Source organism: Bartonella sp. TS25HLJMH (genome assembly GCF_042193505.1).
GTDB classification, from domain to species: Bacteria; Pseudomonadota; Alphaproteobacteria; order Rhizobiales; family Rhizobiaceae; genus Bartonella; species Bartonella grahamii.
In genome coordinates this window covers 13,408-26,607 of the sequence record NZ_JBHILV010000004.1, presented here as the reverse complement: position 1 = coordinate 26,607, position 13,200 = coordinate 13,408, and the positions used below count along the sequence as shown (strand labels likewise).

At 36.3% G+C, this 13,200-nt stretch carries 10 protein-coding genes, 3 tRNA genes and 1 pseudogene; 7 read left to right on the top strand and 7 right to left on the bottom strand.

The genetic code is table 11. The features are described from left to right. Positions 1-363: 363 nt before the first annotated feature. A complete protein-coding gene (locus tag ACFINF_RS02945) occupies positions 364-1,098 on the bottom strand; it encodes a pyridoxine 5'-phosphate synthase (RefSeq protein WP_375619604.1) in 735 nt (244 codons plus the stop codon). Between the two features lie 85 nt (positions 1,099-1,183). Then, the gene (locus ACFINF_RS02940; RefSeq protein WP_375619603.1) at positions 1,184-2,305 is read right to left on the bottom strand and encodes an ATP-dependent RecD-like DNA helicase; all 1,122 of its coding nucleotides are present in this window, start codon (positions 2,303-2,305) and stop codon (positions 1,184-1,186) included. A 1,042-nt stretch (positions 2,306-3,347) separates the two neighbouring features. Here ACFINF_RS02940 and ACFINF_RS02935 point away from each other — a divergent pair. Next, complete coding sequence (locus ACFINF_RS02935) at positions 3,348-3,599, top strand: hypothetical protein (protein WP_375619602.1); 252 nt, start codon at positions 3,348-3,350, stop codon at positions 3,597-3,599. Here the strand turns inward: ACFINF_RS02935 and ACFINF_RS02930 are convergent. The 4 genes and pseudogenes from ACFINF_RS02930 to ACFINF_RS02915 form a co-directional block, all read right to left on the bottom strand. Next, positions 3,590-3,938, bottom strand: a pseudogene (locus ACFINF_RS02930) (hypothetical protein). The gene ACFINF_RS02935 and the pseudogene ACFINF_RS02930 sit on opposite strands and share 10 nt — an antisense overlap. A 265-nt stretch (positions 3,939-4,203) precedes the next feature. Continuing rightward, positions 4,204-4,545 (bottom strand): hypothetical protein, encoded by a 342-nt coding sequence (locus tag ACFINF_RS02925; protein ID WP_375619601.1) that lies wholly within the window; start codon positions 4,543-4,545, stop codon positions 4,204-4,206. Positions 4,546-4,643: 98 nt separating this feature from the next. Continuing rightward, positions 4,644-4,922 carry a hypothetical protein gene (locus ACFINF_RS02920; protein WP_375619600.1) on the bottom strand — a complete coding sequence of 93 codons (279 nt, stop codon included), beginning with the start codon at positions 4,920-4,922 and terminating at the stop codon, positions 4,644-4,646. Between the two features lie 442 nt (positions 4,923-5,364). Continuing rightward, a tRNA-Leu gene (locus ACFINF_RS02915) sits at positions 5,365-5,450 on the bottom strand. A 147-nt stretch (positions 5,451-5,597) separates the two neighbouring features. Here ACFINF_RS02915 and ilvA point away from each other — a divergent pair. The 3 genes from ilvA to ACFINF_RS02900 all read left to right on the top strand — a co-directional run bounded on the left by ilvA (position 5,598) and on the right by ACFINF_RS02900 (position 9,115). Next, positions 5,598-6,875 carry a threonine ammonia-lyase IlvA gene (ilvA, locus tag ACFINF_RS02910; protein ID WP_375619599.1) on the top strand — a complete coding sequence of 426 codons (1,278 nt, stop codon included), beginning with the start codon at positions 5,598-5,600 and terminating at the stop codon, positions 6,873-6,875. A 35-nt stretch (positions 6,876-6,910) separates the two neighbouring features. Continuing rightward, positions 6,911-7,441, top strand: a complete 531-nt coding sequence (locus ACFINF_RS02905) for a hypothetical protein (RefSeq protein ID WP_375619598.1) — start codon at positions 6,911-6,913, stop codon at positions 7,439-7,441. Between the two features lie 291 nt (positions 7,442-7,732). Next, a complete protein-coding gene (locus ACFINF_RS02900) occupies positions 7,733-9,115 on the top strand; it encodes a DEAD/DEAH box helicase (RefSeq protein WP_375619597.1) in 1,383 nt (460 codons plus the stop codon). Between the two features lie 1,394 nt (positions 9,116-10,509). On the opposite strand, the gene ACFINF_RS02895 is transcribed toward ACFINF_RS02900, so the two are convergent. After that, a tRNA-Asn gene (locus ACFINF_RS02895) sits at positions 10,510-10,584 on the bottom strand. 185 nt (positions 10,585-10,769) lie between these two features. Between ACFINF_RS02895 and ACFINF_RS02890 the strand changes: the two genes are divergently transcribed. The 3 genes from ACFINF_RS02890 (at position 10,770) to ACFINF_RS02880 (ending at position 13,097) form a co-directional block, all read left to right on the top strand. Then, positions 10,770-10,843 (top strand) — tRNA-Cys (locus tag ACFINF_RS02890). Between the two features lie 220 nt (positions 10,844-11,063). Then, positions 11,064-11,738, top strand: a complete 675-nt coding sequence (locus ACFINF_RS02885) for a protein-L-isoaspartate O-methyltransferase (RefSeq protein ID WP_375619596.1) — start codon at positions 11,064-11,066, stop codon at positions 11,736-11,738. A gap of 33 nt (positions 11,739-11,771) precedes the next feature. Next, positions 11,772-13,097 (top strand): TolC family outer membrane protein, encoded by a 1,326-nt coding sequence (locus ACFINF_RS02880; protein ID WP_375619595.1) that lies wholly within the window; start codon positions 11,772-11,774, stop codon positions 13,095-13,097. The last annotated feature ends 103 nt before the right edge of the window (positions 13,098-13,200 follow it).

The following is a 13,200-nucleotide window of genomic DNA, read 5'->3' as shown; positions in this document are numbered from 1 at the left end:
ATGATAGCAATAGACTTCATATCATCCATAGAGATTTTACGTTATACTATTTACAGATAACCCGTAAAATGAGCTCAAACATAAAGAAAATTTGTGTATTGATCCATAAAAATCCTACGCATTCCTTTACAAGGAAAATACTTTCCAACCCCTATTTTTTCTCCCTAATAGAGATAGCACAAATAAAAAACATCTCATACACTCAAAAACAAAAGATAGAAAGCAACCAATAAACAGAGCAACAATAGAATATTTATAATGCACGCTAATAGTGCTATTTATCTAAACATATATTATTTTTTTTAAGATAAAGTGGCAAAGCTTTATAAAAACTTCTCTTTCTATTTCATAGAGAGAAAAAGATTACGATAATAACCGGATAAAACGCTGAACAGTATCACGCATTCCATACTCTAATGCATCGGCAATGAGCCCATGGCCAATAGAAACTTCATCAAGCCAAGGAATGTTTTTGACAAGAGCAGGAAGATTCATAAGCGTCAGATCATGCCCTGCGTTCATACCTAACTGCAACTCTTTTGCTCTTCTTGCTGCTAAAACAAGTTTATTGAGCTCTTGATCCTGTTTTATCTTATCCTGAAATGCCCCCCCATAAGGTCCAGTATAAAATTCCACACGATCAGCCCCTATTGCTTTAGCAATATCAAGACCATCGATCGTAGGATTAGCAAAAAGTGATACACGAATCTTTCTTTTTTTCAAATGCTGAATAATAGGTGTTAAAAATTCTGCATCATGAGCAAAATTCCAACCATGATCAGACGTTGACTGCGCTGGATCATCAGGAACAAGGGTAATCTGATCCGCGTAATTTTCAGCGATATCCAAAAATTGATCACTGGGATAACCTTCAATATTAAACTCAGCTGTAGGAAAATTGTTCTTGATTAAACAGTATATATCTGGCAAATCCGCAAAACGAATATGCCTTTCATCGGGGCGTGGATGAACCGTCAAACCTGCTGCTCCAGCAGCAAGCGCTATATGCCCAATATTCGTGATACTTGGCCACGGAAGATTACGTCGATTACGCAAAACAGCAACAGCATTAAGATTAACCGAAAGTTTTACCGCCATACCCATTTCCATTTTTCTATAATGTGTAACAAGATAGAAAAAAGGCATTTTCCATCTGAAACTTAGATAATATATATATTTTTTTCTATCGAACAATCATTAAACGTTCTGCTGCGCGCGTAATTCCTGTATAAAGCCAGCGCGCATACATATCACGAAATGCAAAACTTTCATCAAACAAAACGACGTTATTCCATTGAGAACCTTGCGCTTTATGAACCGTTAATGCATACCCATAATCAAAATCATCATATCGCTTTTTTAATTGCCATGAAATTTCTTGATCAGGGTTTTCAAACGCTGCTTTTAACAATTTAATCTTTGCTACCCCACGCTCACTTTCTTCTGGTTTCACAAGAAGATTGATACTTGGTTTAACTGTTTCCTTCTGTGAAGTCATCACCTTCCATAAAGAGCCATTCAACAAACCTTTAGTAGGATCATTTCGCAAGCACACAAGCTTGTCTCCTGCTTGTGGATAATCTGCTGTAAATCCTTTTAATACACGCAAACGCTGATTATAAAGGTAGCGCGTACGATTAACCCCTACCAATACCTGATCAGCATCCAAAACCAATTGTTGATTGACCTCTTTACGTGTAACAACGCGAGCTTCTCCATAGTCACCATAAGCAATATCGCGTCCTTCACGCACATCCATAGCAAGACGTATAATCGGATTATCCCGCGCTTGCCGATGAATTTCTGAAAGAAGAAAATCTGGTTCTCCATTAGAAAAAAATCCTCCACCTGATATAGGAGGCAATTGACCTGGATCACCAAGAACAAGAATTGGCGTCCGAAAGCTCATTAAATCACGCGCCAATTTTTCATCTACCATCGAACATTCATCAACAATAATGAGCTTAGCCTGTGCAGCCGCACTCCTCCGATTTAATGCAAATGTCGGCGCAATAGACTTCTTTCCCGTAACTTCATCGGAAACTTCCTCTTCCCCACGAGGACAATAAATCAAGGAATGAATAGTACAAGCATTACTGGCACCTTTAGAGCGCAAAACCTGTGCCGCTTTGCCTGTAAACGCCGCAAACTGAACAGAACCATCAACTGTTTCTGCAAAATAGCGTGCCAGCGTTGTCTTACCCGTCCCCGCATAGCCAAAGAGGCGAAAAAGTGGAGAACGTCCCTCTTTCAACCACGCAGAAACAGCCTTCAATGCACTATCTTGTTCCCGTGAAAACTGCATAGCTTACCAACATAAGATTTGCATAAAAAGAGCAGTATTTTGAAAAAAAACGACTATCAAGAAAAATTTTTTTATTAAGAATTGCTGACACACACCCATCTAACAACTTTCGTAGCACAATTATCAATTATTTACCCATTGCTTTTTCAAGATATTGTAACAATCTAAATTTTATCTATACATCGATCTTCTTGGTAACACCTTATACTTATATCAAATAAAATATCATTTTTTACAACACTAACACCAACAATGGAATATGCATATCTTAAATTAAAATAACACCTATATACACTTTTTCTAACCAAAATTTAGAATAAAAAAGAGCATTGCAATTGCAAAAGCCTCGCTAGAAAAAATGTCCTTAACAAGTTAAGAATAATGTAATTTTATGAATACTATTTTACACAATCACTCAGCTTTCTTGCACATAAAAATAAAGTACATCCACTATTACGAAATAATAATTAAATATATCAAAAATCTTTTGGCAGAAATAGAAATAGCTCTCAACAAAACGACTTAATCCTATGATGATACACCTATAAAGTTCCTATCTCCCTCTTATCATGATTTTAATAAATTTACTCTTCATGTTACAAATAAGTTATATCTCAACGAACAAAGAGAGGCATCACGCTTATATGAAGCACGCTTTATCTCGCACAAATATGTAGCTTTTTCTGTTTCGACAATAAAATCTGATTCGTAAGTATGGCCTTCTTGGTAGTCTATTATAAGAAAACTGGGACATGGGTTTCAGTCCAGCGTAGCACTTCAGGTTTGTCCTCTAGAATATGAGAAAAGCGCAATTCTCCATCTACCGAGTCAAACTTTTTCTTTTCGTCGCAATGTTTTAAAGTTTATAAAAACTAACTGATTAATGCTATTCTTATTGCTAGAAATAACAATGAAATCAAAGGGTATAATTTGTTAATAGGCTTGGCGTTATATCAAAATATCAGCGGTGAGATTGCTTTTTGGTTGTTTTAGAAATGAAATAATGAGCTCGAATATTGATGAATGAAACGAGAGATTTAAATTGAAAATATTAATTCCAGATGACTATCAAAAAGCCACTCTAACATTACAGTCTATTACAAAATTAATGAAATCGCATGAAGTGCTGGTTATAAATAATTTAGCTAAAGAATGTGATTTAGAAGATAAGCTCAAAGAGATAGATATTCTTATCTTAATCAGAGAGCGGACTATAGTTGATAAAAATCTTCTCCTGAAACTGCCAAATTTAAAATTAATCTGCCAAACAAGGCTCTTAGCTTCTTATCTGTAAACATATTGATTTCCTGCAGTTTTCGATAGTTTTTTGATCTCTCTATTGATCTCGTCTATAAGAGGTTCATAATTGAGAACGTTTTTTAGAATAGCACCACCGTAAACCCATGCTTTTACTTGCGCTTTGGTACTAAAATCCGCATTTTCTGGTGTGGTATAATACTGCCCGCCATCAAACTTTTCACATTCTCTTGTGCCGTCTTCATATTTGTAGAGGTTGTAAAAATACTCCTCTGCTCTGTTCCCCCCAAGGAACATAACCAACAGCCGTTGCAATAAACCTCTTTTGCATTGGCTGTTTACGGTTTTTTAAGAATAGATGTTTTATAATGAACATGCTTTAATCCTAATTTTACAAATTTGTCTATTTGCCTCAAATTTGACCGTACAGAGCGTTTTATATTATAAATTTTTTATCATAAAATCTTAAATCGCTTTGTACGGTGCCTTTATGTCGATTTAAACGCATATCTAATCACAAAAAGATCAGCAATTTTCCCTAGTTTACTAACCTGCAATGTTTTTCACTGTTCCTCCAAGACCATTTAAAATCCCTTCAAGATTTTTCTTTTCAATCAACGTGAGTGGTCTTGAATTCTCTCTCATTGCCTTTTTTTCAGCCTTTTTTCACGGATGTTCAAAACAGCCTTGCGTACAAGATTGGCTTTCGCCAAAAGACTGTTTTTCAAGTGATCTTGTAGCGCATGTCCTTTTGCACACACCGCGTTAATCATTTCTTCTTTTGAGGCATTGCCTTTGTCTGTTGTTACCTTCATTTTTGTAAGCCATTGCTGAAAACGCAAATAGCACATACCATCGCCTTCAAAACGATAGGATTCAAAATTGACAGTGCCACTTGTTATATTGCGGTCTACACGAGAAATTGTCCAGCCTGTCTTGGTATCTAGATCAAGGCAGAGAATGGTTTGTGCATTGATGCTCATGTTCCCCCATTAAGGCTGTTGCGTATTTATATGTGCGCTATGACAGAGATGTTGTGATTGCCTGTCTTGAAAAAATGTTTGTGAGAAACTACTTAAAACTACTTTTTGGCCAAATTTTTTACTGCCATTCGAGGAAAAATAATCTTAGAAGCAGTTAATCTTCGCATTGATTCTTCTTGTTTTTGAGTTACATCTTTTTGTGCATGTATTATTTCAGCTTCTTTATCTATTATTTTGTCTTTTTCATCTATCTTTTTTCTGAGCCTTTGCGTCGTTTTACAAGAGTTATAAAGAGTATAAGCCAACCCAAAATTAGCAATAAAATAAATAACAACTGCTATTACTAAACTCAGATCTATCTCTATTCCATAGCTCACTTACTTTTCTTCATATTATCTTACTCCTGTTAAGAGCGTGAATGGTGCTGCTGGTGTTGGATAAATCTTAGGAGTGTTGATGAGACGTTTGTTAGATGCAAATGACCTCGAAGAAGAGTTTAAGCATTACAAATCAGTTACAACAGAAGCTAAGCGATTTTACCAAGTCTTGTTGTGAAAGCTGCTTAACGTTAAAAACATGATTGATTTCCTCATCTTAAGGATGAGGAAATCAAAATTGACTGCCTCTCCACCCTAAAAGACGAAGAGGAGTTCAAAGTGCTAAAAAAGGACTTCAAAAAGCAGCAATGATTCGTATTTTGCATCATCGCGGTGCCATCTGATAGCGTTATAATGGAGTTGCGAAAGGTGGTTTAGAAGGTGGTTTAATTTTTGTTTATTTTTAATAAATCATTGGGAAATAAGGGGAATTAAGATGTTCTGGTGCGGACGGCGGGACTTGAACCCGCAAGGTCTTTGACCGGCAGATTTTAAGTCTGCTATGTTTACCGTTTTCATCACGTCCGCGATGAGAGTTCTCTCATAAGCTATATCTTTTATTGAATCAAGAATTAATGACAAAAGAAACATTTTTCATTTTTTTAGTGAAATTTTGACTGACAATAGTTTTCTTTATCGCTAGAAAAAGCTTTTATAATATAAATAAAGCATGAAATGATTAGTGTTATGAGTCAATTTATTCAAGACGTCACAAAAGCTATGGTGGGATTGCATCACGTGTTTGCTGAAACACCACTTCAAAGAAATGATTTTCTTAGTCAAAAGTATGATGCAGAAATTTATTTAAAGCGTGAAGATTTAACACCGGTGCGGTCTTATAAGATTCGTGGTGCTTTCAATTTTGTTTCAGAAATGCTTAGCAGTCTATCACCAGATTCTGCATTTGTTTGTGCTTCAGCGGGGAATCATGCGCAAGGGGTTTCTTTTGTTTGTCGTTATTTTAAACGTAAAGGCGTGATTTTTATGCCGATGACAACGCCACAACAAAAAATTGAGAAAACACGTATTTTTGGTAAAGAATTCATTGATATTCGTTTGATTGGTGAAACATTTGATCAATGTTATGAAGCTGCGCAAGCCTTTGTCGTGGAGAGCGGTGGTGTAATGGCTCCACCTTTCGATGATATTCGCATTATTACGGGGCAGGCAACAGTGCTCTGTGAAGCTGCTTTACAATGGAAAAAACTCAATGGAGAAAGTGAGCCAGATTTAATGATTGTGCCAGTAGGGGGGGGGGGATTGGCAAGTGGGGTGAGCAAGTTTTTACATGAATATGGTTGGAAAACAAAGCTTCGTTTTGTTGAGCCGCAAAGAGCTGCAAGTTTGCTTGCTTGTTTGGAGAGTGGAAAACGCGTCAAGCTTGAAAGTATTGACACTTTTGTAGATGGTGCTGCTGTGGCTGAAATTGGTGCACTAAACTATACAATTCTAAAGCAATTTTCCCCTGATTCTGTCATTACGGTTCCTGAAAATCGCGTTTGTTCTACGATGGTTGAAATGCTTAATGTTGAAGGTGTGGTCCTTGAACCGGCTGGTGCTTTATCGATTGACGCGCTTAACAGTATTCCTCCTCAAGAGTTAAAGGGAAAAAAAATTCTTCTCGTTATTTCAGGAGGTAATTTTGATTTTGAGCGTTTGCCAGAAATTAAAGAGCGTTCTTTACGTTTCCAAGGGTTGAGAAAATATTTTATTTTTAGTTTTCCGCAACATCCTGGTGCATTGCGTCATTTTCTTTCCACATTATCACCAGATGATGATATCGTACGTTTTGAATATCTTAAAAAATCAGCGAGAAACTTTGGTTCTGTATTGGTTGCGATTGAAACAAAAAAACACGGTAATTTTTGTCTTTTAGAGGAAAAATTTCAAGCGTTAGGTTGGCGTTATCGTGATATTACTGATGATCAAACGTTATTTGATTTCGTTATTTGAGAAACTGAAATTTTACTAAAACAAGAAGTATAATGATGAGACCTATTTTTTATTTGGTGCTGAGTCTATTTTTCTTTTTGATTGTTAATCAACAGAGTTTAGCATCTCAGCCCACAATAATACAAAAAGCTGAACTTTCAAGAGTTGTTATTGATGTCAATCACGCTATAAAAAATAGGGATTTTACACCTATTTCTCGTTATATGCCTGAGCGACTTTATAAAGAGATGGCACATCGATTGAATACAACAGAGAGTGCTTTACGTAGTGATTTTCTTCAACAGTTGCATAGGAAATTTGAGGATTTGCCTTCTGATGCTTATTATTTAGATAAAGAAAATATAGAGTATTTACAAACTGATAACGGTACTTTGTATGCTTTAATTCCAACAGTTCTTGAGATGAAGGATCGCATCATTCGATATAAAACTTTGGCGATTTTTGATAAAACCCAATGGTATTTAATTTATGGCGGTCAAAAAACTTTACAAAATCCAGTTTTTCTCGAGATTTATCCTGATTTTATCAAGATACATTTACCGATGGACACAATCATCAAAAAGTAAACGATCTAAATATTGTTTTTTATTCATGATAAATGTATTTCGTAAAGTTCTTGCTTTTTTATCATAATCCAAGGATAATGGGGATGAAGGCATTTAGGCTGGTTTGTTGGCTTTTTATAAAGTGAAGTTTATACGCCTTTATCTTGATTTCAAGGTGCTCATGAGCTGCGCAAGCCGTTTTTTAAGCGTTGCTTCATTTAAAATGTCAGGGATTTCTCTTGCGCGGATTCTTGAGTGGAGAGTTCAGTTGGTTACTTGTTTTGAGTTCTTCAGCTGAGGAAAGATTGTATTTTGCCTATAAAAGAAGAAAATGTTTTTACAAAGTTAGGTTTGCCTACTCTTTTGATTAAAAATTTACTCATTGCTGGGATGAGTAAACCTAAACCTATACAAGAACAAGCTATTCCAGTAATGTTGAAAGGACACGATATTTTAGGTGTTGCTCAGACAGGTTCTGGAAAAACCTTGGCATTTGGTTTACCTATTTTAAGTCAGATTTTGGCTTTGGGTGATAAACGCTGTCCTAAAACTGCACGCGCTTTGATTTTAGCTCCAACGCGTGAACTTGCTGTCCAGATTGATGAAACAATTCGTACCGCGGCGAAGGGAGCTCATCTTTCAACATGTCTTATTTTTGGGGGCGTATCACGTTTAAAACAAATTAAACGTATGGAAGCAGGTGTGGATGTTTTGATAGCGACTCCAGGGCGTTTGAGAGATCTTGTTCGTGAAAAGTGTGTTGATCTTTCCCAATCTCGTTTTTTGATTCTGGATGAAGCAGATCGTATGTTGGATATGGGGTTTATTCATGATGTCAAGCAAATTGCAAAGCTTTTGCATCAAGAGCGTCAGACAGCACTCTTTTCTGCAACAATGCCGAGGGAAATTGCTGTGCTTGCAAAATGTTTACTCAATGATCCTGTTAAAATTGAAGTTGTTCCTCAAGGTACTACGGCTGTAGGGATTTGCCAAAAATTATATTGTGTTCCGACGAATGAAAAAAAGAATGTTTTAAGTAAACTTTTGACAAATCCAGCTTTTAATTCAGTTATTGTTTTTACCCGAACTAAACATGGGGCTGATTCTGTTACACGTAGTTTGGCAAAGATAGGATATTCAGTCGCAACAATTCATGGGAATAAATCACAAGGTGCTCGCCAGTCTGCTTTAAAAGCTTTTCGTGAAAGATCTGTGCAGATCCTTGTGGCAACAGATATTGCTGCACGCGGTATTGATATACCAGGGATAAGCCACGTTATTAATTATGACTTACCAGATGAAGCTGAAAGTTATGTACATCGTATTGGTCGTACAGGACGTAATGGTGCATCTGGTGAAGCACTTACACTTTTTGATGAGAAGATAGAAAGAGAACGGTTGCGTGCTATAGAGCGCTTGATTCGTATGAAATTGGTGGCTGAGTCTGTTCCAGAACAATTTGCAGCGTTTCCAGAAAAGCCAATTGTGCTAGAAAGTAGAGAAAAAGAAAATGATAAGGAACGCCGTTTTAAAAAATCTAAACGTCAAAAACAGTTTTTAGGTCGAAAAGATGATGCCGCACAGTTGCAGCGGAAGAGTTCTTCATCTCCAAATGAGAGGCATAAAAAAGCAAAAGCGGTGGCAAAGCGTGCAAAGCCTTTTCGTTTTCGAAAATCAGTTAAAAAAGCTGCCTAGATAAAGTCTTGAAAAAAGATTATGTACTGGAGATTTTTTACTTTTGTTGATTTGTTCTCAATAATTGAAAAGAGGTATAAAATACTCTTACCAAAATAAGAAGGTCTTTTAGAGGTTTTCATTTTTAAAAAATGAAAACCTCTAAGTATTTGGATTATTTAAAAATCTTTTAAAAAGAAATTATTATTGTAGAGGTGATTATTTATTTTCTTCATTCCCATTTCTTAAAATGGGAATGAAAATAGATTTTATTTATATAAAATCTATTTTTTAAAAGATGTGTTTTATCTTTAATGGTAACTTTTAATTTTAAAAATTGATGTCTAATAATAACTCATTGTTTTATATATTGAATAATTCATTATATCGTAATTTTTTTTATTTTGAAGCTATTTATGTGGATCAATCAAAAGTATTAATTTGCACGTTAGATGTGAAATTATTGTATAGATAAACATTTGAGAAATAAATAAAATGATTCTTATAAACTCTTTCAAAGGCAAGGGGTATTGCTAAGATTGAGAGTTGGAAAATAGTATGATGGTATGGCTTTTATTATAAATAAAGATGGGATGATTAACCGATTTCATTTTATACCATTTACGGGAGTCATTGTGAAATGGGCTTGGGGGGAATTTAAGAGATATCTCTTTAAAAAAGCATGTGACTGCATAATACAATAGCAAGAATGTCATGATTTCTGAAGGCTTTCTCAGGATTCTTAACAATTTAGCTTGTTATCTTGGTTTTTACTGTAAAACACTATTATTTTTGGGGGGTATAAAGCCTATAAGACTTTATATATTAAATGTTTTATGACAGTGTGAGGAATATCCAAGGCAAGGTTGTTTGTAAAGCGTTGAAGTGGTTAGCAGGAGGAACAACCTGTTAGATAAGACGTCGGAGTGTTTACAGACTTGTTTTATATTTTTTGCTTTTAGGATGGGAAGGAGGTTATGTGGGGTGTATGGAGATAATATATGACCTTGATTGTTGTTTCTTCCATTTTTCAAGATGATTGATTCATGAGCAGGTTTTAAAGTTTAATTGCTTTATTGAGTACAAATTATTCTTTCTTTGGAAAAAAATATATGAGACCGTTTCATTGCTGATGGAACTTAATAATTCATCTCTGATGAAAGAAATCGTAATTTATAATGTGCAAATAATTGTAGAGCCCTCTTATAGAGGCGCGGTGGTTTGAAAAAAGTAATCTTATTTGTGCTATTTTAAAATGAATCAAACGTTTTTTGCGTTTATTGCAAAAAACACATCCCGTAGGATATTGCGTTTCTATTTTATTGCAAAAATCCTATTCCCTCACTTTTATTAACGAATCCCTCATGTCTAAAAGCTTTAGAAAAAACAATAAACTACATGGAATAAAAGAAGAGTGGCTCCCCGGGCCGGATTCGAACCAGCGACCAACCGGTTAACAGCCGGTTGCTCTACCGCTGAGCTACCGGGGAACGGTGCCCAATCATTTAGCTGAGAAGGCTATAGCAAAGCAATACTGATTTGCAAAGGATAAAATTACTTTTTTTTTAAAAAATATGATAAATTGTGTAATAAGAGGAAAAAAGGCGAGAGAAGATTTCTACACCTTGACGGATGCGTTGCCTTCCCTTATTGAAACCTTTATGTTTGTTGACGAGGCCTCGTGGCGGAATGGTTACGCAGAGGACTGCAAATCCTTGTATCCCGGTTCGATTCCGGGCGAGGCCTCCAGCCGATTTTAAACGAAACGGCTTTTAGGGGAGATGAGGTATAGGAAAATAGATTATTTCCCTCTATAGTTGTGAAGACACTTTTTTATGAGAGATCATACAGTTAAAATCTAACGGTTGAGTGTGGCATCCTTTTTCGTAACGCTCATAGTTTAAGAGGTCTTCGTCCATCATTGTCGCTGTTTTGTTTGTTTTTTGTAGGTTAGGAGAAAATATTCGTTATGGTTGCAGATTTTGCTGAACTTCGTCGCAAAATGGTTGACAATCAAATTCGTACAGTCGATGTAACGGATTTATCAGTTCTTGAAGCATTTTTAACGGTATCTCGTGAAGATTTTGTAGCGGAAGATATGAAAGTATTAAGTTATCTTGATACCGATATTGTTCTATGTCCAGTACAAGATGGGGGTCCTGCACGCTATTTGATGAAACCTGCATCTTTAGCAAAATTATTACAGCTTGCTGCTGTAAAATCATCAGATATTGTTTTAGATATTGGTGCAAATAGTGGTTATTGTGCAGCGTTGCTTGCAAAACTTGCAGGGTCTGTGATTGCGTTGGAAAGTAATAAATCTCTTTTTGAACGTGCTCTTGAAGCTTTAGAACGTAATCAATGTGATAATGTGGTTGCTGTTCATGGTCCATTAGAGCAAGGATATGCCGTTGAGGGACCTTATGATGTGATTTTCTTTGAGGGATCTGTTGATTTTATTCCACAAGGTATCTTTGATCAAATGAAAGACTGTGGACGTCTTGTTGTGGTTGAAGGGTATGGAAATGCTGCTGTTGCACAAATCTATATAAAAGAAGATGGGATCATTTCGGCACGTCGTGCTTTTAACCTCGCTGTAAAGCCTCTTCCTTGTTTTTTTAAAACACCTGGTTTTGTGTTTTAGTGCTTGTTTGTTTTGTGAATAAAAGATAATTTTGTGATTTATTTGGGGTTTGTTATTGTGTGTATTGTGTTTAGAATAAACAAGAAGTTTCAGGTGTGTTTATTACTGGTGTTGAGTATTTTACTATCAGATATTGTTTGTGCTGAAACATTGATGGATGCCTTTTCTAAGGCTTATAAGCATAATGCTAAGTTGAATAGTGAACGTGCAGCTGTGCGTATATCCGGTGATGATGTTGTCATTGCGCGATCAGGGTTATTGCCACAAGTTGAGGGGGTTGGGAACTATGGTCGGAATAAGTCTTTTACAGGTCCTTATGTCACTTCTGGATCTATAGGCGTGAGATTAAATCAAAGATTATTTGATGGTTTTATCACGCAAAATATCTTTTCTTCAGCTCAAGTTAAGTTGCAGGCTCAGCGTGAATATCTTCGTAATGTTGAACAAAATACGTTTTTGGAGACAGTGACCGCTTATGCTAATGTCTATCACGCACGTCGTGTTGCCGATCTTCGAAGAGAAAATTTGGCAGCTCTTGAAGAACAAGTTCGTTCCAATAAAGCAAAATTTGATGTGGGTGAAGGAGGGCATGTTGATCTTGCTCAAGCTCAAGCTGCACGTTCCGTGGCTGTTTCAGAGTTGAGTCTTGCTCGTGCTGATGTAAAAGCAGCAGAGGCAGTGTATCGACAAGTTATTGGTTCTGATCCTGAAAAGTTAAAACGCCCCCCCGTAGCCAAAGATTTTCCCGTCAACCTTGATATGGCTTACCAAATGAGCGTTGTGATGCATCCAGCAATTCTTTATGCTAAATATTTAGTCAATGCGAGTGTTTACAATGTAAAGGCGAAAGAAGGGGCGCTGCTCCCTAAAGTTGATTTTTCTGCAACAGCATCTTATAATCGAATCTACAGCGGTGCTGGAGAGGATGGAGTTTCTAAATCAATAGGATTGTCAGTAAGTGTCCCAATCTTTGAAGGAGGGCGTACGTCTGCGCAAATTCGTCAATCAAGGGAACAGCTTGGACAGGCGCAGCTTCAACTCGATTTGGCGCATAGTAATACTAGGCAAGTACTTACTTCTGCTTGGTTTCAGTTGGAGGGTGCACGCTCATCTGTTATTGCTTACCGTGAAAGTGTTCGTGCTGCTGAAATTGCTCTGAAAGGCCGTGTTCAAGAAAATCGCGTAGGGCAAGCAACGACGCTGGATGTTTTAAATTCTCGTACTCAATTGATTAATGCTCAGATTGCGCTTGCAATGGCGGAGCGTAATGCTGTTGTGGCAAGCTATAGTGTTCAATCTTCTATTGGTAGACTGACTGCAAATTATTTAGGTTTAAAAACAATTAAATATATCCGATAATGCGTAAAAGTATCTCTTTAATCTTAAATTATTTTAGTTTTTAAAAGATTAGTAAATCAATAGTTGAATATGTTCAAAAATAGAACGGTGAGATGTTATTTAT